General features: G+C 69.4%; 21 protein-coding genes. 7 read left to right on the top strand and 14 right to left on the bottom strand.

All coding sequences use genetic code 11. From position 1 onward, the window contains the following. Positions 1-53 precede the first annotated feature (53 nt). From MBA17_RS39490 to MBA17_RS39480, 3 genes are all read right to left on the bottom strand, one after another. Positions 54-1,586, bottom strand: coding sequence for a glycosyl hydrolase family 18 protein (locus MBA17_RS39490; RefSeq protein ID WP_238502833.1), 1,533 nt, complete (start codon positions 1,584-1,586; stop codon positions 54-56). Positions 1,587-1,799: 213 nt separating this feature from the next. Further along, complete coding sequence (locus MBA17_RS39485) at positions 1,800-2,408, bottom strand: hypothetical protein (RefSeq protein ID WP_238502831.1); 609 nt, start codon at positions 2,406-2,408, stop codon at positions 1,800-1,802. Positions 2,409-2,768: 360 nt separating this feature from the next. After that, positions 2,769-3,173 (bottom strand): VOC family protein, encoded by a 405-nt coding sequence (locus MBA17_RS39480; protein ID WP_238502829.1) that lies wholly within the window; start codon positions 3,171-3,173, stop codon positions 2,769-2,771. An 89-nt stretch (positions 3,174-3,262) separates the two neighbouring features. On the opposite strand from MBA17_RS39480, the gene MBA17_RS39475 reads away from it, so the two are divergent. Continuing rightward, positions 3,263-4,213, top strand: coding sequence for a helix-turn-helix transcriptional regulator (locus MBA17_RS39475; protein WP_238502827.1), 951 nt, complete (start codon positions 3,263-3,265; stop codon positions 4,211-4,213). A 17-nt stretch (positions 4,214-4,230) separates the two neighbouring features. Here the strand turns inward: MBA17_RS39475 and MBA17_RS39470 are convergent, their stop codons facing one another. From MBA17_RS39470 to MBA17_RS39445, 6 genes are all read right to left on the bottom strand, one after another. Further along, entirely contained in the window at positions 4,231-5,493 is a 1,263-nt protein-coding gene (locus MBA17_RS39470) for an ROK family protein (protein ID WP_238502825.1), read from the bottom strand. After that, positions 5,490-6,389, bottom strand: coding sequence for a DUF6807 domain-containing protein (locus MBA17_RS39465; protein ID WP_238502823.1), 900 nt, complete (start codon positions 6,387-6,389; stop codon positions 5,490-5,492). The genes MBA17_RS39470 and MBA17_RS39465 overlap by 4 nt, the downstream gene beginning before the upstream one ends. 151 nt (positions 6,390-6,540) lie before the next feature. Then, a complete protein-coding gene (locus MBA17_RS39460; protein WP_238502822.1) occupies positions 6,541-7,935 on the bottom strand; it encodes a Gfo/Idh/MocA family oxidoreductase in 1,395 nt (464 codons plus the stop codon). A 21-nt stretch (positions 7,936-7,956) separates the two neighbouring features. Next, on the bottom strand, positions 7,957-8,727 hold the full coding sequence (locus MBA17_RS39455; RefSeq protein ID WP_238502881.1) for a carbohydrate ABC transporter permease: 771 nt from the start codon (positions 8,725-8,727) through the stop codon (positions 7,957-7,959). A gap of 120 nt (positions 8,728-8,847) precedes the next feature. Then, positions 8,848-9,822, bottom strand: coding sequence for a carbohydrate ABC transporter permease (locus MBA17_RS39450; protein ID WP_455432942.1), 975 nt, complete (start codon positions 9,820-9,822; stop codon positions 8,848-8,850). Beyond that, positions 9,819-11,093 (bottom strand): ABC transporter substrate-binding protein, encoded by a 1,275-nt coding sequence (locus MBA17_RS39445; protein WP_238502821.1) that lies wholly within the window; start codon positions 11,091-11,093, stop codon positions 9,819-9,821. Before MBA17_RS39445 ends, MBA17_RS39450 begins: the two co-directional genes overlap by 4 nt. Before the next feature lie 761 nt (positions 11,094-11,854). On the opposite strand from MBA17_RS39445, the gene MBA17_RS39440 reads away from it, so the two are divergent. Continuing rightward, positions 11,855-12,895 carry a pectate lyase family protein gene (locus tag MBA17_RS39440; protein ID WP_238502820.1) on the top strand — a complete coding sequence of 347 codons (1,041 nt, stop codon included), beginning with the start codon at positions 11,855-11,857 and terminating at the stop codon, positions 12,893-12,895. A gap of 124 nt (positions 12,896-13,019) precedes the next feature. Here the strand turns inward: MBA17_RS39440 and MBA17_RS50745 are convergent, their stop codons facing one another. From MBA17_RS50745 to MBA17_RS39420, 3 genes are all read right to left on the bottom strand, one after another. Then, complete coding sequence (locus MBA17_RS50745) at positions 13,020-14,621, bottom strand: FAD-dependent oxidoreductase (RefSeq protein WP_455432943.1); 1,602 nt, start codon at positions 14,619-14,621, stop codon at positions 13,020-13,022. A gap of 283 nt (positions 14,622-14,904) precedes the next feature. Continuing rightward, positions 14,905-15,300, bottom strand: a complete 396-nt coding sequence (locus MBA17_RS39425; RefSeq protein WP_238502819.1) for a hypothetical protein — start codon at positions 15,298-15,300, stop codon at positions 14,905-14,907. A gap of 322 nt (positions 15,301-15,622) precedes the next feature. Continuing rightward, entirely contained in the window at positions 15,623-16,207 is a 585-nt protein-coding gene (locus MBA17_RS39420) for a TetR/AcrR family transcriptional regulator (RefSeq protein ID WP_238502818.1), read from the bottom strand. An 80-nt stretch (positions 16,208-16,287) separates the two neighbouring features. Here MBA17_RS39420 and MBA17_RS39415 point away from each other — a divergent pair, with 80 nt between their 5' ends. Beyond that, entirely contained in the window at positions 16,288-16,773 is a 486-nt protein-coding gene (locus tag MBA17_RS39415; protein WP_238502817.1) for an FBP domain-containing protein, read from the top strand. Positions 16,774-17,077: 304 nt separating this feature from the next. Here MBA17_RS39415 and MBA17_RS39410 read toward each other — a convergent pair whose 3' ends face one another. Next, positions 17,078-19,075 carry a fibronectin type III domain-containing protein gene (locus MBA17_RS39410; RefSeq protein WP_238502816.1) on the bottom strand — a complete coding sequence of 666 codons (1,998 nt, stop codon included), beginning with the start codon at positions 19,073-19,075 and terminating at the stop codon, positions 17,078-17,080. A 412-nt stretch (positions 19,076-19,487) separates the two neighbouring features. On the opposite strand from MBA17_RS39410, the gene MBA17_RS39405 reads away from it, so the two are divergent. The 3 genes from MBA17_RS39405 to MBA17_RS39395 all read left to right on the top strand — a co-directional run bounded on the left by MBA17_RS39405 (position 19,488) and on the right by MBA17_RS39395 (position 23,157). Then, a complete protein-coding gene (locus tag MBA17_RS39405; protein WP_238502815.1) occupies positions 19,488-21,494 on the top strand; it encodes a PQQ-binding-like beta-propeller repeat protein in 2,007 nt (668 codons plus the stop codon). A gap of 8 nt (positions 21,495-21,502) precedes the next feature. Next, entirely contained in the window at positions 21,503-22,348 is an 846-nt protein-coding gene (locus tag MBA17_RS39400; protein WP_238502814.1) for a class I SAM-dependent methyltransferase, read from the top strand. A 131-nt stretch (positions 22,349-22,479) separates the two neighbouring features. Continuing rightward, positions 22,480-23,157: an alpha/beta fold hydrolase gene (locus MBA17_RS39395; RefSeq protein WP_238502813.1), complete on the top strand. Its 678-nt coding sequence runs from the start codon at positions 22,480-22,482 to the stop codon at positions 23,155-23,157. A gap of 42 nt (positions 23,158-23,199) precedes the next feature. Here MBA17_RS39395 and MBA17_RS49945 read toward each other — a convergent pair whose 3' ends face one another. Beyond that, entirely contained in the window at positions 23,200-23,328 is a 129-nt protein-coding gene (locus tag MBA17_RS49945; RefSeq protein ID WP_274386655.1) for a hypothetical protein, read from the bottom strand. A 151-nt stretch (positions 23,329-23,479) separates the two neighbouring features. On the opposite strand from MBA17_RS49945, the gene MBA17_RS39390 reads away from it, so the two are divergent. Then, positions 23,480-24,652, top strand: coding sequence for a glycerophosphodiester phosphodiesterase (locus MBA17_RS39390; protein ID WP_238502812.1), 1,173 nt, complete (start codon positions 23,480-23,482; stop codon positions 24,650-24,652). Positions 24,653-24,830 lie beyond the last annotated feature (178 nt).

The raw sequence follows: 24,830 nt of genomic DNA, 5'->3' as shown, positions 1-24,830 counted from the left end.
AGGGAGCGACCCCGGGCGTACGGCCGGCGGCCTTGCAGTGCCCAGGCGTACGGCTAGCGGCCTTGCAGTGCCCTGACGTTGTCGCCGAAGGTCCAGCCCTTCGATCCATCCCAGTTGATGGACCAGGTCATCAAACCCTTGAGGCTGCCGCCGAAGCCGTTCCAGCTCTGGGACACCAGGCCGGGCGACATGTGGCCGCCGCCGGCTCCGGGCTGGGCGGGCAGGCCGGGGACCTGCTTGTCGTAGGGGACCTTGATCGTGGTGCCCTGGATGACGAGGCCGTTGTTCAGGCAGGTGGTCTGGGCGGTGAATCCCTGGACCGTGCCCGCGGCGTAGGAGTCGCCGGAGCAGCCGTACATGCTGCCGTTGTAGTACTGCATGTTCAGCCACCAGAGGCGGCCGTTGTCGGCGTACTTCTTGACGATCGGCAGGTACGCGCCCCAGATCGAGCCGTAGACGACGCTGCCGCCGGTCACGTACGCCGTCTCGGGGGCCATGGTCAGGCCGAAGTTGGCGGGCATCTGGGCGAGCACGCCGTCGATGATGCGGATGAGGTTGGCCTGGGACGGGGACAGCTGGGTGATGGTGCCGTTGCCGACGAGGCCGGTCTCGATGTCGATGTCGATGCCGTCGAAGTTGTACCGCTTGAGAATCGGCACCACGGTCGCGACGAAGCGGTCGGCGACGGCGCTGGAGCTGAGGTCGATGCCGGCGGTCGCCCCGCCGATGGACATCAGGATCGTCATGCCGGCGGCCTTGGCCTGGCACATCTCGGCCGGGGTGGCGACCTTCACGGTGGCGTCCATGCCGTCCTCCCACAGGACGGTGCCGTCGGAGCGGATGACGGGGAACGCCGCGTTGATCACGTTGTAGCCGTGGGCCCGGATGCGGGAGTCGGTGATCGGAATCCAGCCGAGCGGCGGGTGCACGCCGTTCACCGCGCCGTCCCAGTTCTCCCAGTAGCCCTGGAGGACCTTGCCCGCCGGCCGCGACTTCACCGCGCAGGTGCTTTCCGTCGGCGTGGGCGTGGGCGTCACGGTCGGGGTCACGGTCACGGTCGGGGTCACGGTCGGGGTCACGGTCGGGGTCGGGGTCGGGGGGTTTCCGGGCCCGTCGAAGCTGATGTCATCGGCGTAGTAGGTGCCCTGCCCGTACCAGCCGTGCAGGTAGACCACGGCGGTGGTCTGACCGGCCGCGGTGGTGAAGGGGACGGTGAGCTGGGTGTACGTCGTCGCCGACGAGGTCCAGCGGGACGCGCCGCCGGTCACGCCGAGGTAGACGTAGGAGCCGCGGACCCAGGCGGTCAGCGTGTAGGCGGTGCTCGGCCGTACGGTCACCGACTGGGTGCACTGGGCGGTGTCGGAGCCGCTCGCCGCGCCGGCGAGGGCCTTCGTCCCGGAGTGGGCCGGGGAGTCGACCACCGACCCCAGCCCACCGGCGCAGGACCACGGCGAGAGGGTTCCCGTCTCAAGGCCCGGATTGGCGAGGAGGTTGGCGGCGTTGGCCGACGTCTGCATGACGAGGACGCCCAGGGCCGCCAGCAGTAGGGCTACTGCCGGCACCAGCAGGCGTGGGGTTCGTTTCATGGGGGGTGACCCTTCTGTCGCCCGGGTGCGCGAGGTCCACCGGGCAGTGGCGGAGGGTTTACGTGGCGGCGGCGATAGAGCTCGCGAGCAGCAGATTTAACGAATTATCGAAAGAAAGCAGGACATTGTCCACGATCGGTGCCATAAGAGAAACAACGACCATTGTGTTATCCCCGCGCCGACCTCGCCCGTCCTCGATCACCCCACGCGCGGTCAGGACCCGCGGCAGGTGTGGGCGTCCATCCGCTCCTTGGCCGCCTGGTGCTGCTTGTCCAGCCAGCCCTTCCGGTAGTGGCTTCCGAAGGGGGTCTCCTCCTGGTGGCCGCACTTCTCGCAGACGAGTTCCGGCCGGTCCGCGGGCCGGGACTCGACCAGTGTCACCGCGTGCTTGGCGACGATCGGCATGCCCGCGCCGTGTCCGGTGACGCCCATCTGGTCGGCTGCCGCCACGCCGACGTACCAGCCGATCGCGGCTCCGACCACGGCGGCCGCGATGAGGAACGGCAGGGCGTCACCGCCGATCACGAAGCAGCCCGCCACGCTGCCCACCAGGACGGCGAGTCCCGCCCACGCCCAGGCACGCCGGACCGCCTGACGGCGGCGGGTGGCCTGGACGCTGTGCACGGTGAACTCCAGGCGCTTGCCGCACACCCCGCAGCCGACCTGCCACTGCCTGGCGGGGTGCCCATCCTCGGGACGTCTGACCTGGTGCGCCTGGCCCGTGTAATCCCAGGAAACGGTGCTGGGACCGGTCGGCTTTCCGAAGAAGTTCTCCCGGTGGGCGAGAATGAGCTGCTGGTCTCGATCTATGGCGAGCGGCATGCGCTGACCCCTCTCCTCAGTCCTGGGAGGGCGTTCACAGATGGACGGGCATCGATTCTCGTCAAGCGGCCAGAAGGTCGTCAAGACGTTTCACCCGGCTCCGCGCCACCCGCCACAGGCTGCGGAACGCAGGGTGGCAAGGCGGCACCGAAGATCGCGGGTCGTCAGAGCGCCGCGGCTGCGCTGAACGTGCCCCGGGTGAACACCGAGGCCGGCGACGCGTTCGTGGACCTCGTCCTGCGGGCCGACCTCACTCGCCCGCTCACCTTCAGCGCGGCAACCACACCCTGAACACCGCCCCCGGCCCCGGCGCGGCCTCGGCCCGCCCGCCCGCCGTGCGCGACTGCCACGGCCGCGGCGTCACCGGCCCAGGACATCGAGGTAATGCTGGTTGTACATGACGCCGAGAATGTTGCCGAAGGGGTCGATCACGGAGGCGGTGACGAAGCCGGGGCCGCGCTCGATCGGCTTGTCGTGTGCCGTGGCGCCCATGGTCAGCAGCCGCTCGAAGGCGGTCTCGACATCGTCCACGTGCCAGTAGGTCACCACGCCGCCGGCCGCCTCCGGCCGGGGGTGGGGGGCGAAACGGCTGTCGAGCAGGCCGAGCTCGTGCTGGTAGTCGCCGATGCGGAACTCGATGTAGGCGGGCGGCCCGTCGACGGGGCGGACGAAGTACGGCTCGACGCCGAGCAGTTCGGTGTACCAGCGGGCGGCGGCGGTGACGTCGGCGGCGAAGAGGACGACGGTGGTGAGGCCTCGCAGCATGATGATTCCTTCGCTCTCAGTGGGTGACATCTTCCATACTCCGATCTAAAGTGCTCATCTTGTGAGCACTTTTCCGCAAAATCAGGGCCATGCGCGCTGACCGTCTCGTGGCCGTCCTGCTGCTGATGCAGGTCCGCGGCCGGGTGACCGCGGCCGAACTGGCCGCCGAACTCGAGGTGTCCGTCGCCACCGCCCGCCGGGATCTGGAGGCGCTGTCCACGGCGGGCGTCCCGGTCTATCCGCAGCCGGGACGCGGTGGCGGCTGGTCTCTCGTCGGCGGCGCCCGTACCGACCTCAGCGGCCTGACCGCGGTCGAGGCCAAAGCGCTGTTCCTGCTCGTAGGCCCCGCCGCGGCGGTCTCGGCCGAGGCCAAAGCGGCGCTCCGCAAGCTCGTACGGGCCCTCCCCCGGACCTTCCGGGCCGACGCCGAGGCCGCCACCGACGCGACGATGATCGACCCCACCCGGTGGGGCGAGCGCGACCGTCCCCGGCCCGCGACGGTCGACCTGCTGCAGACCGCCGTGATCCGCCGTCGCAAGGTCCGCCTGACCTACTCCGGCCGCGCCGGGGAACGGACAGAGCGGCTGGTCGACCCGTGGGGCCTGATCGACAAGGACGACATCTGGTACCTCCTCGCCGGAACCGACCGAGGACGGCGAACCTTCCGCGTCGACCGGATCACCCAGGCCGAACCGACCGACCAACCCGCCGAACGCCCCGACGACTTCACCCTCGCCGCCGCCTGGCAGGAGATCGTCACCGAGATCGAGCGGCGCCGTTCCCGCGTCTGGGCGACCGTGCTCATCGAGGAGCGGTTCGTGCCGGTCCTGCGCAACCAGTTCGGCCGGCATTGCCACCCCGACGGCGAGGCCGGCGAAGGGCGCGTCCGGGTCCGTCTCGCCGCCCCGACCCCGCTGGACATCGCCCGCCACCTGGCCGGCTGGGGCACGATGATCGAAGTCATCGAACCACCCTCGGTCCAGCACGAACTCGCCCGCATCGGCGCCGAACTCGTCCACCGATACTTCGGCGGGCACTGACGCCGGGTGTTCGGCGCTCAGGCCGGCGAAGCCGGGGCGGCGTGTCGTGATCGGGACGGCTGGCGGGCCAGCCAGTCGGTCGGGTGCTGCCTGATCTGGTCGATGGACGTCAGGGCGGCGCCGATGACGGCGGCGTCCGGGCCGAGCAGGGCCGGGCGGATCGTGATGGGCGCCCATGCGGCGCTGAGGACGCGCTGGTCGATCTCCGCTCTGGCGTTCGCGGTGAGCCAGGACGCCAGGAGGGAGAAGCTCCCGCCCAGCAGAACGGTGTCGATGTCGAGGATGTTGAGCATGTCGGCCAGGGCGATGCCCAGCGTGGTGCCCGCGGTGTCGAGTGCGGCGATCGTGGTGGGGCTTCCGGCCTCGGCCCGGCCGGTGATGGCGGCGTCGGGGGTGCTGCCGGCGGGCGCGGGCTCGTCGCTGAGGATCGCCGGGAGGCTGGCGTAGGTTTGCAGGCAGCCGCGTGAGCCGCACGGGCAGGGCTTGCCGTCGGGGTACACCGTGACGTGCCCGAGCTCGCCGCTCCAGCCGCGGGCGCCGCGCATGAGCTGCCCGTCCAGGACGATGCCGGCGCCGATGCCCAGCCCGCCGGAGACGTAGACGAAGCTGTCGAGCGTGTTGTCGCTGGCGTAGAGCTCGCCGAGCGCGGCGAGGTTCGCCTGGTTGTCGACGGTGATCGCCAGGTCGAGGTGGTCCATGGCGCTGCGCAGCAGTGCCCCGGCGTCGACGTTGCGCCAGCCGAGCTCAGGCGCGGACTGCACGATGCCGGCGTGCACGGGCCCGGGGACGGCGAGGGTGGCGGTGACGACGGTGAGGCCGTCCGCGGTCATCGCCTCCATCGCGGCATGGGCCATGTGTGCCAGGCGGGTCAGCACGTCGGGGGCACCCCGTCCGGCGTACGTCGAAGGGGTGAACGCCAGGTGGCGGACGGTGCCGGTGAGGTCGACGACGCAGGCCGCCAGGGCGTCGGCGCGGATGTCGAGCCCCAGCCCGGCCGGCCCCTTCTCGGACAGGGTCAGGCCGACCCGGGGCCGGCCCGCGCGCCCGTTGTGGGTCAGGCCCGTCTCGGTGATGAGCTGCCCGGCCAGGAGTTCCTCGGCGATACGCGTGATGGTGGGGCGAGTCAGACCGGTGATCGTGGCCAGCTCGGTGCGGGAGACCGGGTGTCCGGCGGCGAGGATGTTGCGGAAGACCAGTTCGAGGTTGAGGCTGCGCAGGTTCTCCTGCCGGACGGGTCTTTCGGGTTGCCGGGGACGGCTCGGCCGGATGATTCCGGTCATGTCGCCGACCGGGCGGTGGCGGCGAGTTCGGCGGCGGTCGCGGCGGACAGCGCGCCGTCGGCCAGCACCGCGACGACGTGCCTGTCGATGCTCTCGCCCGGAGCGAGCACGAACGGCTCGTCCCAGGTCAACGACGAGCAGACGCCGAGGTAGTCGCGGGCGCGGACGAACCACCTGTCCTGCGCGGTGGCCTCGTCCGCGGGTGTGAAGAGCGTCGTCCAGGGACGGTCGTCGCGGTCGGCGCCGGTGATGGCGATCCAGTCGGCGGTGCGACCGTGGACGTGGTGGAGGTCCGCACCGGCCGGGCTGAGGACCCGGGCTGCTCCGGAGACGGCGGGCCCGCGCCAGAAGATGCCGCCGTAACCGGCGCCGACCCGGCCCAGCGCGGCCGGGCTGCGGAACGTCAGCGGCCGCTCGGCGACGTTGGTGAGGCGGGTCCGGATGCCGAGCGACCAGGCGGTCTCGTTCACCCACCGCCAGGTGATCGAGCGTCGCTCCTGCAACAGCGTCGCCTCCTGGGCGCCGATCCACCGGATGGCGTGGGCCCGCTCGGTGTTCGTGCGGCGCGTCCACCGTTGGTGGCGTTGCGTGCCGTGGTTGTCGAGCCAGGCCGGGCCATGACCCGCGACGAAGCTGCGTCCGCCCCAGAAGTTGCGCCCGTCGAGCTCGGGGAACGCGACGCTGATCCCGAACTGGTGGGGATGCGAGTCGGGTGCGGCGTCGGTGACGGTGACCCCGGCCAGCGTGCGCACGGGATGCAGGTAGGGCCGCGGGGACGTGGACAGGGGCAGGTCGGGCTCCCATACGTACCGGGCGACGTCGTGTCCCCGCAGACGGAGTACGGCGACGCCGGGTGGCTGGTCGGCGAGCACCGGATGTGCGCCGGGAGCACGCATGATCGTATCGCCGCCTCTCTCCGCCTCGATGAGGCCGAAGGTCTCTCCCCCAGGACGCTGTCCCTGTTGAGCGTACGACAATTCTCGATGTCCCCAGGTTCGAGATCAGCGGGCGTTCCACGTGCTGGCGGCGCTGCTCAGCGGCGATCGGTCACGGGGCCGGCGACACCCCGAGGTCGTCGAGGCACACGGCCTTCCCGGTGCGCAGCGACTCGTTGCCCGCGATGCCGACCATGACGCTCGCGACGCCGTCGGCGAACCCGGCCTGCCGGCGCAGCGGGTCCCCGGTGGGGCCGCGGAACACGTCGTCGAGCAGCATCACGTCGCCCCCGCCGTGCCCGCCCTGGGCGGTGGGGATCGGCACCAGCCGGGCGGGCTCCCAATGGCGTTGCAGAAGCAGCCGCGTCCCCCGCGAACGCGGTTGTCCCTGCCCGTCGCCGTGGCCGCCCGTGACGGCGCCGGGGTCCGCGATGGGGGACGCGGTGCGAGCGGCGGTGGCGGTACCGATCGTCACACCGGTCGCGGTGGGCTCGACGTGCGCACGCTCGACGACGTCGAGTTCGATGCGCCCCTCGGTTCCGTTGATCGCGACGCGGTACCCCTCCCACGGGCTGTGCGCGTGCAGGGTGTACGACATCGACGCGCCGCGACGGTAGCCGACCACGACGTTGAGGTTGTCCTCGATCGTGATGCCGTCGGAGAAGACGTCGCGGTCGCGGCTGTAGCCGTCCAGGTGTTCGCCGTCGTGGTAGAGCCGGCGCAGCCGGTCGTCGGCGATGATGTCGAGCGCGAACGGGTCCGCTGCTCCGACGGCGTCCCTGCTGCGCTCCGGGCGGGGTCCCAGTCCGCGCCTGCGGGCGTTGTCCGCCCCGTAGAACCGCAGGCCGCCGCGGGCGAACACGACGGTGGGCGTGTCGGCCAGCCACCAGTTGACCAGGTCGAAGTGGTGGGTCGCCTTGTGCACCAGCAGGCCGCCGGAGACGGCTTTGTCACGATGCCACCGGCGGAAGTAGTCGGCGCCGTGCACGGTGTCCAGGCACCACTCGAACGCCACCGAGGTGACCTCGCCGATGGCGCCGTCGGCGATGAGCCGCCGGACCAGGGTGTTCCGCGGTGAGTAGCGGTAGTTGAAGGTGACGGTCAGCTCCGCCGTACTCACGGCGAGCGCGTCCTGGATCTGCCGCAGCCCGGCGACGTCGACGGTCAGCGGTTTCTCCACCACCACGTCCGCACCGTGGCGCAGCGCTCGGCTGACGTACTCGGCGTGCGTGGCGTCCGGTGAGGTGACGACGACCACGTCGGGCCGCTCCCGCGCGAGCATCTGGCCGAACTCGCCGTCCTGGTGGTGCGAGATCCGCAGATCCGGCCGGGCCTCGGCGACCAGGTGGTCGTAGTACGACATGCGCACCTCATTGGTGTCGCAGAACGCCACCGGGTGCCCGAGGTCGGCGTACGGACCGAGGAGCGCCTCCAGATACATGCGGGCGCGCGAACCGGTGCCGACGAACGCGTACCGGCGCCCGGCCGTTCCCTGGTGCTGTGACATGAGCGGGAAGTCCTCCGAGAGCTATTTCAAGCCGGTGGTGGCGATGCCCTTGACCAGGTATTTCTGGCCGGCGATGAAGAACCCGATGACCGGGGCGAGAGACAGGAACGACATGGCGAACATCTGCCCCCACTGCGACTGGCCTTCCGAGTCGATGAACTGCCGCAGAGCCAGCGGCACCGTGTACAGCTCGGAGTCGGTCAGATAGATCAGCGGCCCGAAGAACTCGTTCCACACCGAGATGAACGTGAAGATCGCCGTGGTGGCGAACGCGGGCAGGCACAACGGCATGATCACTTTCCAGAAGGTGCGGAACGGCCCGCAGCCGTCGATGCGGGCGGCGTCGTCGAGCTCCTTGGGCAGGGCGCGCATGAACTGCACCATCAGGAAGATGTAGAACGCGTTGGTGGCCAGGAAGTTGGGCACCAGCAGCGGGTAGTAGGTGTTGAGCCAGCCCAGCTTGGCGAAGACGATGTACTGCGGCACGAGCAGCACGTGACCGGGCAGCATCATGGTGCCGAGCATCAGGGTGAAGAACAGCTTGCGGCCGGTGAACCGCAACCGGGCGAAGCCGTACGCCGCCAGCGAGCAGGACACCAGGTTCCCGACGATGCTCAACACGACGATCACGAACGAGTTGACCAGGTAAACGGTGAACGGCTGCTCCAGCGCGGTCCAGCCGTCGATGTAGTTGCCCAGGTCCCACTTGGCCGGCCACAACGACAGGTCGGTGAAGATCAGCTCGTTGGGCTTGACCGAGCTGGAGACCATCCAGAGCAGTGGATACATCATGACCGCTCCGACCAGGCAGAGCAGCACGTGCTTGGTGTACCGGGACCGGCGGGTCTTGCCCACGCGCTCGACGAAGGATTCCTCGGGCGGGGCCGGGTTGGCGATCGGCATGGCGTGACCTCAGTTGTCGTAGAAGACCCAGTACTTCGCGGCCAGAAAGTTGATCGCGGTGAACGCCGCGATGATCACCAGCAGCATCCAGGCCATGGCCGAGGCGTAGCCCATGTCGAACTGGGAGAATCCTCGCTGGTAGAGGTACAGGTTGTAGAACAGCGTGGAGTTCGCCGGGCCGCCGCTCATGACGTAGCCCTGGGTGAAGGTCTGAAAGGACGAGATCAGGGACTGGATCAGGTTGAAGAAGATGATCGGGCTCAGCAGCGGCAGGGTGATGGAACAAAAGCGCCGCCACGGCGACGCGCCGTCGATGGCGGCGGCCTCGTAGTAGATGACCGGGATCTGGCGCAGCCCGGCCAGGAAGATCACCATGGGCGAGCCGAAGGTCCAGACGTGCAGGACGATCAGCGTGGTGAGGGAGTAACCCGGGTCGGATGTCCAGCCGGGCCCCTCGATGCCGAACCAGCCGAGGAATCCGTTCACGACGCCGTCGAGGCCGAAGATGTAACGCCACAGCAGGACGACGGCGACGCTGCCGCCGAGCAGCGACGGCAGGTAGAAGATCGCCCGGTAGACCGGCAGGCCCCGGACGCCGCGGTTGAGGAGCATCGCCACTCCCAGCGCCGCGACCAGGGACAGCGGCACCGACACGAACGTGTAGACGAAGGTGACCTTCAGCGACTGGTGCAGCAGCGGGTCGCGGAGCATCTCCGCGAAGTTGTCCAGCCCGATCCACTTCGGCGCGTTGAGGAGGTTGTAGTCGGTGAACGCCAGATACAGCGAGGCGAAGAACGGGATGACGGTGAACAGCATCCCGATGAACCAGGGCAGCAGGAACAGATAGCCGGCCCGGTCCTGGTGCGGCTTGGACCGCCCGCGGCCCGGCTCGGCATGCCGGGCCGGGTGTGCCGGCGTGCTCGGGATCGGCGGGTCCAGGACCGGCGCGCCATCCGCTCCCGGCGGCCTGCTCACGTACGTCACCCGCCGAGCGCCTTCCTGCCCGCGTCAAGGATCGCCTTGGCGGCCTGCTGCGGGGTCTGCCGCTTGAACTCGACCTCGGCGGCGATCGACTCCAGGTTGGAGGCGATGCCGCTGGCGCCCGGCGGATAGGCGTAGGCGCGCGGCAGTTCCTCCTTCTGCAGTTGGACGAGATACTCGGTGGCGACCTGATCGTCGGGCGGCAGGGCCGACTTGATCTCGGCGGCCACCTTCGTGTTGGCCGGCACGCCCCGGGTCGTGCCGGTCGCCCTGGAGGCGTCCGGATCGTTGATGAGGAAGTCGAGCAGCTTCAGCGCCTCGGCGGAATGCTTGGACTCGGCCGCGATCGACCACAGCGCCGGGGTGTCGATCGACTGCCCGCGCCTCTTCCCGGTGGTCTCGCCGGGCATCCGGAGCAGGGCCAGGTTGCCGCCGGCCGCGGCGTTGTAGGCCAGGAAGTTGTTGGTGGGAATGATCTGCGACGCGACCATGCCCTTGGCCAGGTACGACTGCTCGGCCGAGGAGCCCACGTTCTCGAAGAACCCGGCCGGCGGGTAGCCGCCCTCCTCCCGCATCGCCCCGATCATCTCGAACCAGGCGATGATCGTGGCCTCGCTGACGCCCAGCTTGCCGTCCGTGGTGAAGAACTCCTCACCCCGCTGGCGGGTGAACGTGATGACGTTGGCCATGGTGTCGGCGTCGAATCCGGTGCCGTAGACCTTCCCGCCGCCGGCCTTGGAGATCTCTCGCGCGAATGCGGCCAGGTCCTCCCAGCCCCAGGTGTCGCCGTCCGGAACCTGCACGCCGTACTTCTCGGTCATGGTCTTGTTGACGACGAAGCCGATGGTGTTCAGGCCGGAGGGGATGCCGAAGCTCTTGTTCCCGACGGTCGAGAGCGACCGGGCGCCCTCGCTCAGCCCGGAGAGGTCGACGGCTCCGCTGTGCGCGTTGAGGTCGAGCAGCGCTCCCCGGTCGGCGTACTCGCGCAGGCTGTCCATGCGCATCATCATCAGATCCGGCGGATCGCCCGCGGCGAAGCGGGTCGCCAGCTTGTCCTTGTACGGGCCGCTGTCCTGATACTCGGTCTTGACCGTGACGCCGGGGTTCTCCTTCTTGAAGATGTCCAGCGCCGCCTGCGTCTTCTGCGCCCGGGCGGCGTCGCCCCACCAGACCATGTTCAGCTGTACGGCTCCGCCCCCGGATCCGTCGCCGCCCCCGCCGAATCCACGGCCACACGCGGCCAGACCCAGGCCAAGGCCAGTTAACCCGGCCATTTTCACCAGGTCCCTGCGGCTCAACGCCGTCCGGGCAATTCGAGCGGGTCCATCGGTCATCTGGACGCAATCCCTTCGCGAGAACGCCGGCGAGCCGACGGTGGGGGGTGGAGGGGCCGCACCCTGCCGGGGGCGGGACAGGCCAGGAGCTGTACGGTCCGCTGCCGTCTGCGGCAGCGCGCCGGGTGACGGTCGGGTCACCCGGACTGCGAGCGCAGCGGTGGGAGTCAGGTCACGACGGTGTGACCTTCGCGCGTAAGCCGACTGGGAGATTGAGCCGGGCACCGCACACGCAGCGACCATGCGCGTCTCCCCTGACGTTGACCTGCGGTGGCAGTGCAACGTCTGAGGTTGAAGGTCACGTTACGACGGGGTTTCGCTTTACGTCAACCCATGAAACAAATAGATAACCGAAAGCCATTGACTCTAATTAGGCCGCTACCTACAGTGAGGGCGCATCCCGATCACGCGAGGGCATCGCCGGGATTCACGCCCTCACAACCCGGGTGCGGCGCCCTGGCCGCCGACTGCGATGACGCGTCGGCTCCCGGGCCGACCGCACCTGCACGGCACCGCGTCTCCGCCACCGTCTCCGCTGGTCCCTGTCCCCTGCCCCAACACGTCGGCGTCCGCTCCGAACCCCAGGACGCCTTCCGGAGGGACCTGCGGCGCTCGGCGGGCCGCAACCCTGTCACGCCGAGTTCCGGATCGACCAACCTGACGGATCCCCAGGTTGCCCCCACAGGAAGGAACAGAACGTCGTGAAGACATTCAGGCCCACGCGCAGCAGAGTCACCGCACTGGCCGCGGCGGCGACCCTGCCGTTGCTCGCCTCCGTCGCCGTCGCCACGGTCGCGTCGCCCGCCGGTGGGGTCGCCACCGCAGCGCGATCCTGGCCGTCCACTCCTGACGGCTTCGCCGCCCTGCCCGGCAACGGCCACGGCGCCACCACCGGCGGCGCGGGTGGCCAGACCGTCACGGTCACCACACAGGCCGACCTCAACAGATACGTGACGGCCGCCGAGCCGTACATCATCAAGGTCGCGGGCCGGATCAACATCAGCCCGAAGGGCACGGAGCTGCGCGTCGGTTCGAACAAGACCGTCGTCGGCGTCGGCACCGGCGGCGAGATCGTCGGCGGCGGCTTCTTCCTCAAGGCCGGCGTCAGCAATGTGATCATCCGCAACCTGACCATCCGCGACACCCGCATGCCCGACGACGACCCCGGCGACGACTCCTACGACTACGACGCCGTCCAGATCGACACCGCCGATCACATCTGGATCGACCACAACCGGCTGACCAGGATGAACGACGGTCTCCTGGACAGCCGCAAGGACACCACGAACCTCACCGTCTCGTGGAATCACTTCGTCGAGAACAACAAGACCTTCGGCATCGGCTGGACCGACAACGTCACGTCGCAGATCACGATCCACCACAACTGGTTCCAGAACACCAACTCGCGCAACCCCAGCGCGGACAACATCGCCAACCTGCACATGTACAACAACTACCTGCAGAACATCAGCGGGTACGGCAACTTCGTGCGCGGCAAGACGAAGGCGGTCATCGAGAACAGCTACTACGACACCGTGAAGGACCCCTACTACGTCGAAGCCGGCGAGCTGGTGCAGCGCGGCAACATCGTGGTCAACAGCACCTGGGGCAGCGGCAAGGTGAAGGAGAAGGGCACCGCGTTCAACCCCAGGAGCTTCTACTCCTACACCCTCGACCCGGCGGCCGACGTACCGAACCTCCTACGGACCTACGCCGGCCCGCAGGCAAACATCGGCAACTGACCCGACAGCCGAATCGGCGACCCGACCGGATCTCCATCGATAGATCCACCCCCGGGCCGAGAAAGGAACAACGTGAAGTCGCGCGCTCAGCGCCGGGATCCGGCCCCTTTCTCGGCCGTCCCCGTCAGGTGAGCTTGCGCCGCACCTTCACCACGTTGTCCGTGCGGACTCCTGGCCTTCCGTCGGGGTCGTTCTGAACGCGCTCGTACTCCTCGCAGAGTTGCACCTCCCATTGACCGGCGGGGAGTTCGAGCGCGTCGAGCACCTCCCGCGGGGTCGGGAGGTCCAGGACGTGGTGGTCGTCGCGCTCCCAGGACGGCCTGCCCGCGTGCCCGAGGATCAGCAGCACACCACCCGGGGCGACGGCCGCCGCGGCGGTTCGCAGGATCGTCTCGCGCGGCATCTCGTGCATGGAGTACAGGAAGGAGGCCGTGACGAGGTCGAAGGTTCCTTCGGGGAAGGAACGCGCCAGGTCATGCCGCTGCCAGTCGACGCGCTCGCCGACCTCGGCGTCCGCCGCGAGCTTCGCCGCGCGTTCGAGTGCGACGCCGGAGATGTCGGTGGCGGTCACCCACCAGTCCTGCCGGGCAAGCCAGATCGCGTCGCCCCCCTCGCCGCAGCCCAGGTCGAGAGCGCGGCCCGGCTCCAGGCCGGAGACCGCCCGCACCAGCATGGCGTTCGGGTCACCGCTCCAGATCCGCTCGCTCTCGCTGTAGCGGGCGTTCCAGATCTCCTCGTTGGAGGTCGCCCCGTCCTGGCCATGGGGCTGGGCGGCGGCGCGGCGGGCGGCGACCGCGCGGCGGATCTCCACCTCCATCAGGTCCGCGTTGATGGCCACGGCGGCGCGCACACCCGCCGCCGCCGCGCCGATGACCTGCTCGGTCACGTTCGCCACGTTCCCGGCCACCCACACCCCGGGCACTCGCGTCGCCCCTGACGGGTCGGCGGCCACCCGGGTGCCGATCACGTGCCCGTCCTTCTCCTGCTCCTCCGCCTCCAGACCCAGACCGGCCAGGACGCCGGCGCGGGCGGTGAAGCGGGGGGTGACCGCGAGGGCGCGGCAGCCGACCACCCGGCCGTCCGCCAGCGCCACCCCGGTCAGGCGGTCGCCGCTGACCTCCAGGCCGGCGACAGGCCCCTCGACCACGGTGACTCCGCGGGCGGCGAGCCGTTCGCGCTCTTCGCCGCCGAGGCGGGGTGCGGTGTGCAGGAAGAGGGTGACGTCCTCGCTCCACTGCCGCCACATCAGCGCCTGGTGGACCGCGAACGGCCCGCTGCCCAGCACACCGATCGCCTGGTCGCGCACTTCCCAGCCATGGCAGTACGGGCAGTGCAGCACCTCGCGCCCCCACCGCTCCGCCAGGCCGGGCACCTCGGGCAGCTCATCGGTCAGGCCGGTGGTCACCAGCAACCGGTCGGCCAGGATCGTGGCCCCGTCGTCGAGCGCCACGCGGAAGGTCCCGTCCTCCAGGCGCTCAGCCCCGGTGACCTCGCCGGTGACGATCTCGCCGCCGTACCCGGCCACCTCAGCCCGCCCGGCGGCGAGCAACTCGGCGGGCGGCGTGCCCTCGCGGGCGAGGTAGGTGTGGACCCCGTCGGCCGGCGCGTTGCGCGGCCGTCCCGCGTCGATCACCAGTACCGAACGGCGCGCCCGGCCCAGGGTCAGCGCCCCGCTCAGCCCCGCGGCCCCGCCGCCCACGACGACCACGTCGTACTTCGCGTCCATCACGTGCCCTCCTGTGGTTCTCCTGAAGGCCCCCACTGTCTGCCGAGCACGGTAAATCTGACAAATTTCTTTGCTGGAATGGCAAAGCAGGCGGCGGGACTTCAAGAAGTCGGCCGGCCCCGCCGGATCCAGCCCTTCATCGTCGCCCTGCGGCACTGTCAACCGGGTCGGCCAGGACCGGCTCGCCTATCCGGGGCACGCCTGAACGTGCGGGGTCGCGCAGCGTGCCGGGCACCACCGGCCCGCCCAGGCCCACCAGGGCGGAGCACGTGGTGTCCCTCTGTCAGTACAGCCAGATGGCGTCGCGCCGGTGCCGCGCAGGATGGACTTCGAGATCATCGGCTGCCTCGACGGCGAGCCGGCCGTCGATCGTGGCGCCGACGCTCCGGCGGATCGCTTCGAGTGTCAGCCGTAGGCGTTGGCGTGCCTGGCGCTCCTGGTGCCTGGCCCATTGCGATACCGACCGGTCACGGGGATCGGCCCTGGCCCAGGAATAGACGTCGACCTTGCGGTGGACGGGGATCGGGCGTGGTCGGTCACCGGCCCGTTGCGCCTCCCGGAGGCATGCGGCGCTGTAACGCAGATCGACGATCTTGACCGATCGCCAAGGATTGCCCGACCTTCCGCCGGTGTCGAAGCGAAAGCGGGAGAGGAAAATGTGATGGGCAGTGCGGGACATGGGGCCCCCTGGTAGCACCGCCAGGTATCTCCTGGCGCGCTACCCGAAGCCGGTCGGTCCTGTTGATCGCTCTTGAATCATGACCGGACCGTAGCATGGCGGGCAGTCGCTCCAGTCCCGCTTGGCGATGGCGGCCCATTCTCCAAGCCGGTCAGCAGCTCTCGGCGGTGTGCGCAGCATCTCCGCCTCTTCGTCCATCCGCGTTTCGTAACGGTCGGTCAACCAGGTATTGGGGTCGCGCCTGGTTGACGGCCCGGAGCCTCTCTTCGGCAGGGGGCCGCGTGATCGGCCGTTGTCGCGACCGCGTGTCAGGGTGTGCGGCTCATGTCGGATCAGCGGCATGCGTCGGCCAGTTGCGGAGCGCGACGTCGAGCGTGTCGAGCACCCGGCCCCAGGATTCGTCCGCGCCGCGTGGATGATGGCGGAAGCCGCCTGCCTGTTCCAGGCTCACGAACCCGTGGATCGTACTGCCCAGCAAACGGACCGCATCGGTCTGATCGGGCTCCACCAGCGAGTAGCCGCGCAGGATCGCCCGCGTCATGTCCGAGTGCCGTCGCGCCGCGCTCGCCTTCGCGGTCTCCGGGTCGAGTTCGACCTGCATTGCCGTGAACCTGCCCGGATGCTCTTTGGCGTAGTCGCGGTAGGCGTTGGCGAAGGCGACCAGCGCGTCCTTGCCCGCCCGCCCCGCCAGCGCCGCCGCGACCCGGTCGGCGAGCTCGGCCAGGGCCAGCACGGCCACCCGAACCCGCAGCTCGTGCGCGTTCGCGAGGTGCGAGTACAGGCTGGCGTCCTTCACGCCGAACCTGCGCGCCAGCTCCGAGACCGTCACGTTCTCCAGCCCCACCTCGTCGGCCAGTTCTGCCGCCGCCTCGGCCAGCCGGGCGATCGTCACTCCAGCACGTGCCATGCGCCATCCTTCCTGCCTAGGACCTCTAGGATTATATATATCAATTGCCGTCCTAGACTCATCTAGCTAGTTTTATAACTATGAGATCAATTGTCGAGCGCGAGATCCGCGCCTCGTTCGTCAACTGCACCAAGGGCGAGGTCAAACGCCTTGCCGTACCCAGGGACCTGGACACCCGGCCATGGGACGACCTGGACTTCCTGGGCTGGCAGGACCTTTCGTCGCCGGGTCGCGCCTACCTGGTCGCCGAGCGCGACGACAAGCTGGTCGGGGTGGCGCTGCGACGGGCCAACCCGCATGCCGGACACGTACGGCGCAGCATGTGCTCGCTCTGCCTGACCACGCACACCGGCGACGGCGTGTCGCTGATGACCGCCCGCCGTCCCGGTGGCAGCGGCAACTCGGTGGGCGCCTACATCTGCACCGACCTGGCCTGCTCCCTCTACCTGCGCGGCAAGAAGGACGTCGGACCCGGTGGGCTGATGCCCGAGTCCCTCACGCTCGAAGAAAAGATCGACAGGACTGCGGTCAACGTGACCGAGTTCCTCCAGAAGGTGACCCAATGATCAGCATCGCTGCCACGTCCGGCCTCGTACGCGGGGCGCGGAGCTGGAACGCACGAGCCACGGCCGACTGCGTTTGAGGTTCTGACGACCTCTCCCGATGCCCTGGCACTGCCGGCCACGCCGACCTTGGCGCAGATCACCGCGGCGCTCAAGGGGGCTACCAGGACGCACGAGATTCTCCTACTCCCCGGCGGCGGCCGGACGAGCGCGTACTGGGAGGAGGATGATCGTGCGGGGCGCGCAGTCCCAGTAGGGGCGCCCACCCACGCTGGGGAGCGGTGGGTGGGCCGGGGAGTGCCGGCTGTCAGGCGCAGGTGTATCCGGACGGGAGTGCCGTGTTGCCGTTCGGGCGGGTCGCCTGGAAACCGACGCTGGCGGTGGCGGCTCCGGGGGCGAGGGTGCCGTTGTGGCCGACGTTCTTGATGGTCACGGTCTGCCCGCTGACGGTGACGGCGCTGTTCCACGAGCCGGTCAGCGTGTGCCCGGCCGGCAGCGTGAGGGAGACCGTCCATCCGGTGATCGTCGAGGTTCCGGTGTTGGTGATGGTCAGCGGCTGGATGACGTACCCGGTGGCCCACTGGGTCTGCACGGTCGGAACGGCCGTGCAGGTTCCGGTGGACGTGCCGGGCTGGGTGGTGGCCTCCGCGGTGTTCGAGACCGGCGAGGTGTTGCCCGCGGCGTCCCGTGCCCTGACCTGGTAGCGGTAGGTGGTGCTCGGGGTCAGGCCCGTGTCGCCGTACGAGGTCGTGGTCGAGGTGCCGACCTGGGTGAACGTGCCACCGCTCGCGCCGGGCGCGCGCAGGATGTCGTAGCCGGCGACGCCGTTGTCGTCCGTCGAGGCCGTCCAGCTCAGGGTCGTGCCCGTGGCCGTGGTTCCCGAGGCCGCCAAGCCGGCCGGGGCCGTCGGCGGCGAGGTGTCGCCACCGCCGGTGGTCGTGGTGAACGTGACCGGCTGCGAGTTGCCGGACAGGTTGCCCGCGCCGTCACGCGCCCGCACGTACACCTGGTACTGGGTGTTCGCGGTCAGCCCGGTGAGGGTGATCGAGTTGGTGGTGGACTGGCCGAGTTGCGGGTCGGTGGCGCCCTGTTCGCGGTGGACGTTGTAGCCGGCCAGGCCGGAACCGCCCTGGTCGGTGGATGCGGCCCAGGTAAGCGTGGCGCTGGTGGCGGTCACGTCGGACGCCGCCGGGGTGCCCGGCGTGCTCGGCGGGGTGGTGTCGCCGGAGTCGCTGAGGGTCGGGGTCTGCCAGTCTCTCCACTCGGACAGATTGCCCTGCGCCCTGGACGAGATCCTGATCGCGCCGGCGGCGTTGCCCGTCTTCAGCAGGAACTTCTGGATGTTCTGCTGCAACGGGGTCCTCCATTCGGACCTGTTGGCGCAGTGGCTGCCGTCCTGGATGTCGGACCAGTAGGTGATGTTCTCCCCCGCGCCGAGCGCCTTGTAGACCTCCGCTCCGCCCAGGGCGGCCACGCTCGCGGACCTGGGACCAAGATTCGCAATGTGGGGGTTGTCCATGATGAACAGTCCACGCGGCGCGACCATGGCCACCATTTGGTGTGTGTCCACCGGCAGCCTGGTCGGGCTGCTCGTGAAGGAGCCGAACGCGTCGCCCAGCCACGGCTGCTCGCCGTAGGCGCTGCTCAGACTCTGGGCGCCCTCCCCGGGGATCCCGCGGAAGATGGGAGCACCGGCGCTGCCCGACTCGATCGGCATGGTCAAAGCGATGCGCTGATCGAACGCACCGGCCACGAAGGCTCCCTTGCCGAACCGCGAGCAGCCCGTGACGCCGGTCGCGTCCGCTTTGAGAATGCTGCCGTTCGACTGCTCGATGACGTCGATGATCCGGCTCACCCCCCAGCTCCAGGCGAGGAGCAGCCCTGTGCTGCTGGAGGAGCCGTAGATGCTGTAGAACGCGCCTTGTTTGTTGTTTCGCGGCGTGCCCTCTCGCCCGACCGCGTAGGGGTCGTAGCTGATGACGGCGGCACCGGCCGCTCTGATGGCGGCCGTGTCCGCGCCGAATCCGCCCAGGACGACGACGGCGGGGAAGGGTCCGGAACCACTCGGCAGTGAGACGCTCGCCGAGAAGCTGGAGCTCCTGCCGTTGTGGTTCACGTTCACCGTGATGCTGCTTCCCGAGACCGTGCCCGTGACGCCGGTCGGCTTTCCGGGCTTCTCGCCGTAGACGAACTTCTCCGCCAGCCTCTTGGTCTCTTCCCGTCGGCACCGCCACTCGGACTTGGCGGAGATGCGCGTGCCGTCCAGCTTCCTGAAGGGATCGGGGAGCCTTGCGTCGGTAGGCAAGGAGCCTGCGTCGGGCAGGGCGGGCACCACACAGTCGGCACCCTCGTTCTCAACTCCGGCAGCCGCAGCGGCCTCCGTGGGCGCTACCGTCGCCGCTCCGGCGACCGAGAGCGTCACCGCTACCGCAAGCGCGACGACCCTCGAACGGATCGTAGAGCGACCCAAGCTGATGATCACTGGGGCTCTCCCTTCCAGGGGGATGATAGCGATCATTCTGGAAATCGGTTCGAAATATGTCAATCAACAGCTCGAAATGTTTCGGAGAGCGACTTCCTGACATGCGACTGAACTGCAACTACGTCATTGCCGTTCCAGAAAGTTTCGGAAACTAGCTGAAATACGTGCGTACGCGGGGTATCCGTTGACGCATGGGTGCTCATAAGATTACGGTCTGGGCCATAACCAAGCACAAATGAACGCGAGGTCTGGCATGCTCCGAGTCCTGCTCGCCGTGGTGGCGGGATTGCTACCCGCGCTCATCGCGACGCCGCCCGCCACCGCCGCCGCGCCGGAGCGCTGCACGGGACCGGCGGTGCGCACGTACGGCCCGGCGTCGGTTACCGGAGCCGTCGTCGGCGCCGCCGTGCACGAAGGCCGCGCCTATGTCGTGACCCGTGGCCCGAAGCCGCCCCTGCTCGCCGAGTTCGACCTGAAGACCCGCAAGGTCATCAGGAGCGCCACCCTGCCCGACGTCCCGACCGATGGGGAGTCCGAGGGCGGGTGGGCCGTCGCGGTATCCGGCGGCAAGGTGTATGTCGGCACCTATCCGGTTCCCGACCTCTACAGCTTCGACATCGCCACCGGCGAAGTGCGGCACCTGTACTCCTTCGGCACGAACGGCGGCTTCGTGTGGAGCCTGGCGGCGGCCCCGGACGGCACGCTCTACGCGGGCACCTCCCCTGACGGCCGGTTGTGGGAGTACGTGCCGAGCACGGGCGCCGTCCGCAGGTTCGACGTGCTCGTCCCGGGCGAACACTATGTGCGTGCGGTCGCGGCCGACGCCGAATACGCCTACGCGGGCCTGCTGGAGAAGGGCCGCCTCATGCGCGTCGACCGCGTGAGCGGCGCCGTCCGGGAACTGGCCGCAGGCGGCACCAGCATCGGGGTGGTCGCGGTCAACGGCGACCGGGTGCTGGCCGCCAGCGGCGGCGAACTGATCGACGTGCGCAAGGACGGCACGGATCTGCGGCGCGTCCGCGTGGACTCGGGCCTCCTGGACGCCCTCACGCCTACGAGCGACGGCACCGTCTACGCCGCCTCCCGCCCCGACGGCACCGTCTACCGTTATCGGACCGGCGACACCACCCTGACCAAGGTCATCGACCCGCCGTCGCAGGGAGACGAGACCAGGCTGCTGCACGTCGTGGATGAGAACACCCTGCTGGCCTTCGCGGGCAGCGGCGGCGTCTGGTGGCTGGATTCGCGCGCCGGCACGTCGGAGTTCGTCGACCTGATCGACGCCGGACTGCCGCAGGGCGCCGAGCGGCCGCAGAGCATCCTGCTCGTCCCCAATCGCGCCGTCTACGTCGGCGGTCACTTCGCGATGGAGGTCCGTGACCTGCGCACCGGGGCGAAGCGTAGGATCCGGGTGCCGGGCGAGCCCAAGGCCATGGTACGGCGCGGCGACAAGATCTACGCCGCCATGTATCCCACCGGTGGGATCGTCTCCGTCGACATCCACACCGACGAGGTGCGCACCCTCGGCTACCTCGGCCACGACCAGCAGCGGCCGTGGGACATCGAGTACGACCCGCGTACCGACAAGCTCCTGGTCGCCACCGCCCCGCTGTCGGCCAAACTCAAGGGCGCGCTGTCCGTGGTGGACCCCGACACCGGCGAGATGGACGTGTACGTGGACGTCATCACCGACCAGAGCCTGATGAGCCTGTCGCTCGACAGCCGGAGCGGCATCGTCTACCTGGGCGGTGACGTGCTCGGCGGCGGCGGCGTCACGCCCACCAGGACGTCCGCCTCGGTCGCCGCCTTCGACGTGAAGACCCGCAAGAAACTGTGGGAGGTGGACCCGCTGCCGGGTCACCGTACGTTCCAGGACATCAAGGTGCACGATGGCCTGTTGTACGCCTCCTACAAGCGCAACTCCGGAGCCTGGATGGCCATGGACCTGGCGACGCGGCAGGTCGTGCGGCAGGGCATGCTGTCCGGGTACGGCGAGCTGACCGTGCACCGGGGCAAGGTCTTCACCTCCGTGTTCCGAGGCGGCGGGAACGCCTACGAGCTGGGCGCCGACGTCGAGGGCGGGGCCAGACTGCTGGCCACCGGTCTGGGGGACGAATGGCACACCAACCCGCAGCTCCAGTTCGAGCCCGGCTCCTGGCACGCCTGGGCCCTGGTGGACAGGGACCTGGCCAGAATCAGGCTGGACCCGGGCTGCCCGCCCGCAACCGCCACCTCCCCATAAGGATTGACATGCCAGATGGTTGGCAGTGGGACCGCACCCTGTTCCAGGGAAGCGCCGCCCACTACCAGCGCGGCCGGCTGCCGTACGCTCCGGGCTTCGCCGAGACGCTGGCCACGGCCCTCGGCCTGGACGGCCGGGGCCGGCTCCTCGACGTCGGCTGCGGGCCGGGCACCGTGACGCTGGCCCTGACGCGGTTCTTCACCGAGGCGATCGGCGTCGACCCGGATGAGGACATGCTGGCCGAGGCCGAGCGACAGGCCAGGCGTCGCGGGGTCACCAACGCGCGTTGGGTGGCCGCCCGCGCCGAGGACCTGCCGGCCGGTCTGGGTGAGTTCCGGGTCGTGGTGTTCGCCCAGTCCTTCCACTGGACGGATCGGGATCGTGTCGCCGCGACCGTGCTGGAGATGCTGGAGCCGGGCGGCGCGTTCGTCCATATAAGCGACCTAAAGGATCCGCCGGCCGAGCCGGCGCCACCGCCGCTGCCCGCTCCCCCGTACGCGCAGATCGGCGACCTGGTGCGGCGGTACCTCGGCGCGGTACGCCGCGCGGGGCGGGGAACGCCCGTCAACGGCACGCCGAACCGGGAGGACCTGGTCCTGGCGCGGGCCGGATTCGACGACTTCGAACGACATGTCGTGGCGGCCGGGGAGGTGGTCGACCGCACCGCGGACGACATCGTGGCGTGGACGTTCTCCCGGTCCGACTCCGCCCCTCATCTTTTCGGCGACAGGCTGGAGGACTTCGAGCGGGACCTGCGCGCGGTGCTGCGGCAGGCCGCACCCGGCAACCGCTTCGCGGAGCGTCTTCCGGCGACCGAGATGATGACCTGGCGCAAGCCGCGCGGTGCGCGCTGACGGCGACTTCGCGACGAAACAGCGCACGGCTAAGGACATGGCGGCCCGTTTCCCATGACCGCAGGGAATGTCGGAGTAGTCGGCTAGCCTGCTCGACTGGGCCCGCGCGGTCCGGAGAGAGACTGGTGACCATGACGACGTTCGGACTCATCCCAGGCGCCGACGGCCGGGCCTGGTTCTGGCATCTGCTCGTGCCCGCCCTGCGCAGCCGTGGCCACGACGCCGTGGCAGTCGACCTCCCGCTGGCGGGCACCGCAGGACTGACCGAGTACGCCGACGCCGCCGTCGAAGCGCTCCGTGACCGGACCGACCTGGTTCTGGTCGGCCATTCGCTGGGCGCCTACACCGCACCGCTCGTCTGCGAGCGGCTGCCGATGGAGTTGCTGGTGCTGCTCAACCCGATGGTTCCCACGCCCGGCGAGTCGCCCGGCGACTGGTGGGCCAACACCGGTCAGAGCGAGGCTCGCGTTCGGCAAGCCGAGCGGGACGGCCGGTCGCCCGAATTCGACCTGCGAACGGACTTCTTCCACGACGTTCCACCGGACGTGACGGAGCAGGCGTTCGTCGGCGAAGGCGCGGCGCTCGACACCCTCTTCAGCCGGCCCTGGCCGTTGACAGCCTGGCCGGACGTGCCGATCCGTTTCCTGCAGGGTCGCGACGACCGTTTCTTCCCGCTGGAGTTCCAGCGTCGAATCGCCAGGGAACGGCTGGGCATCCACGACATCGACGAGATGCCCGGCGGCCACCTCCTCGCCCTGAGCCGACCGGACGAACTCGCAGACCGGTTGGTCGCCTACCTCGGACGGTGATCTCATCAGCCGGCCGAAGATCATGCGCGACGTGGCGACGTCTCAGGCGGTCGGCTGGTCAGAGTGGTCCAGGGCGAGGATGGCGACCAGGTCACGCAGGCACTCTTCGAAGACGGGCTCCAGGTCGGTGTAGGCGAAGTGCGCCCACCACATCCGAACCGGCGGCCCCATCTCCGTTCAGCCGCCCCATATGTCCGCTACTTCAACAAATCACCGAAAATTTCACTGCTGTGTAGCCGTTGGTGGATTTCGGTCATTACCATAATCGCCGCGGTGATCGACCGGTGAGAGTCTCCGGTGCTGGTGCCGCAGGGAGTCTCACTTGCGAAAGATCACTGCGTTGGCGCTCGCCGTAGTCGCCACCGTCGCGGGCACCGGCACCGCCGGCGCCGAACCCCAGCCGGAGGCGGCGGACAAGGGCGTCCGCGGCCAGGCCGTCGTCATCGGCCACCGCGGCGCCGCAGCGCACCGCCCGGAACACACCGCGGGCGGCTACGAGTTGGCCGTGGCCATGGGCGCCGACTGGATCGAGCCCGATCTGGTGCCGACCAAGGACCACGTGCTGGTCGTCAGGCACGAGAACGAGATCTCCGGCACCACCGACGTGTCCCTGCGTCCCGAGTTCGCCGCGCGCAAGACCACCAAGGTCGTCGACGGGCGGAACGTGACCGGGTGGTTCACCGAGGACTTCACACTGGCCGAGCTCAAGACGTTGCGCGCGGTGGAGCGGCTGCCCGCGATCCGGCAGCGCAACACCGTCTACAACGGCTACTACGAGGTGATGACGTTCCAGGAGGTGCTCGACCTGGCCAAGCGGCTGTCCCGGCAGCGCGGGCAGGCGGTCGGCGTGTTCCCCGAGACCAAGCACCCGACCTACTTCAGGTCCATCGGGCTGCCGCTGGAGGAGCCGCTGATCGAGACGGTCAAGCGCAACGGGCTGAACCGGCCTGACGGACCGGTCGTGGTGCAGTCGTTCGAGCCGTCGAGCCTGAAGCGAGTGGCTCAGGAACTGCAGGTCCCGCTATGGCAGGCGCTGGGGACCACAGGCCAGCCGTACGACCTGAAGGCGGGCGGGGATCCCACGACGTATGCCGACATGATGAAGCCCGAGGGTCTTGCGAAGATCGCAAAGTACGCCAAGTGGATCGGGCCGGACAAGTCATCGGCCATCCCGCTGAACCCGGACGGCTCCGCGGGTACGCCGACCACGTTGGTCGCCGACGCGCACAAGGCCGGGTTGAAGATCGGGGTGTACACCTTCCGCAGTGAGAACCAGTACCTGCCGCTCGGGCTGCGGCGCGGCGCGGTACCGACCGATCACGGTGACGCGCTGGCCGAATACCGGGCACACCTCGAACTGGGAGTGGACGCCTTCGTGACCGACTACCCGGACACCGCCGCGCTGGCGAGGAGCGAGCGTGACCGTCCGCGCGGCCACGGCCTGGTGCAGCCGTCTCCCCTGGAGAACGGCGTGGCCGAGGAAGGCCGTCACTAGAGGGCTCTGATTCCGCTCGGCGGGGTGACGGAGGGCCGGGCCCGGGTCTGCCCGATGCATGAGGAGCCAGACGGCGGCGGGAAGACCGCGACGACCCCCAGCGGAAAGCCCTCTTGAACCCGGCCCTCGGAGTGTGACGGAACGGAAACGTACGCTGAGCCGGTTTAGCCCGCTCACC

The organism is Dolomitihabitans soli (assembly GCF_022213955.1).
Taxonomy (GTDB): Bacteria; Actinomycetota; Actinomycetes; order Streptosporangiales; family Streptosporangiaceae; genus Streptosporangium_A; species Streptosporangium_A soli.
Note: the sequence above shows the minus strand (reverse complement) of the source record. Positions and strands in the feature narration are given on the sequence as shown.

What these genes read in the sequence shown, in the direction of transcription:
- MBA17_RS39490 (WP_238502833.1), bottom strand. Translation starts at nt 1,586, where the DNA reads ATGAAACGAACCCCACGCCTGCTGGTGCCGGCAGTAGCCCTACTGCTG.
- MBA17_RS39485 (WP_238502831.1), bottom strand. Translation starts at nt 2,408, where the DNA reads ATGCCGCTCGCCATAGATCGAGACCAGCAGCTCATTCTCGCCCACCGG.
- MBA17_RS39480 (WP_238502829.1), bottom strand. Translation starts at nt 3,173, where the DNA reads ATGCTGCGAGGCCTCACCACCGTCGTCCTCTTCGCCGCCGACGTCACC.
- MBA17_RS39475 (WP_238502827.1), top strand. Translation starts at nt 3,263, where the DNA reads ATGCGCGCTGACCGTCTCGTGGCCGTCCTGCTGCTGATGCAGGTCCGC.
- MBA17_RS39470 (WP_238502825.1), bottom strand. Translation starts at nt 5,493, where the DNA reads ATGACCGGAATCATCCGGCCGAGCCGTCCCCGGCAACCCGAAAGACCC.
- MBA17_RS39465 (WP_238502823.1), bottom strand. Translation starts at nt 6,389, where the DNA reads ATGCGTGCTCCCGGCGCACATCCGGTGCTCGCCGACCAGCCACCCGGC.
- MBA17_RS39460 (WP_238502822.1), bottom strand. Translation starts at nt 7,935, where the DNA reads ATGTCACAGCACCAGGGAACGGCCGGGCGCCGGTACGCGTTCGTCGGC.
- MBA17_RS39455 (WP_238502881.1), bottom strand. Translation starts at nt 8,727, where the DNA reads ATGATGTATCCACTGCTCTGGATGGTCTCCAGCTCGGTCAAGCCCAAC.
- MBA17_RS39445 (WP_238502821.1), bottom strand. Translation starts at nt 11,093, where the DNA reads ATGGCCGGGTTAACTGGCCTTGGCCTGGGTCTGGCCGCGTGTGGCCGT.
- MBA17_RS50745 (WP_455432943.1), bottom strand. Translation starts at nt 14,621, where the DNA reads ATGGACGCGAAGTACGACGTGGTCGTCGTGGGCGGCGGGGCCGCGGGG.
- MBA17_RS39425 (WP_238502819.1), bottom strand. Translation starts at nt 15,300, where the DNA reads ATGTCCCGCACTGCCCATCACATTTTCCTCTCCCGCTTTCGCTTCGAC.
- MBA17_RS39420 (WP_238502818.1), bottom strand. Translation starts at nt 16,207, where the DNA reads ATGGCACGTGCTGGAGTGACGATCGCCCGGCTGGCCGAGGCGGCGGCA.
- MBA17_RS39415 (WP_238502817.1), top strand. Translation starts at nt 16,288, where the DNA reads ATGAGATCAATTGTCGAGCGCGAGATCCGCGCCTCGTTCGTCAACTGC.
- MBA17_RS39405 (WP_238502815.1), top strand. Translation starts at nt 19,488, where the DNA reads ATGAACGCGAGGTCTGGCATGCTCCGAGTCCTGCTCGCCGTGGTGGCG.
- MBA17_RS39400 (WP_238502814.1), top strand. Translation starts at nt 21,503, where the DNA reads ATGCCAGATGGTTGGCAGTGGGACCGCACCCTGTTCCAGGGAAGCGCC.
- MBA17_RS39395 (WP_238502813.1), top strand. Translation starts at nt 22,480, where the DNA reads ATGACGACGTTCGGACTCATCCCAGGCGCCGACGGCCGGGCCTGGTTC.
- MBA17_RS49945 (WP_274386655.1), bottom strand. Translation starts at nt 23,328, where the DNA reads ATGGGGCCGCCGGTTCGGATGTGGTGGGCGCACTTCGCCTACACCGAC.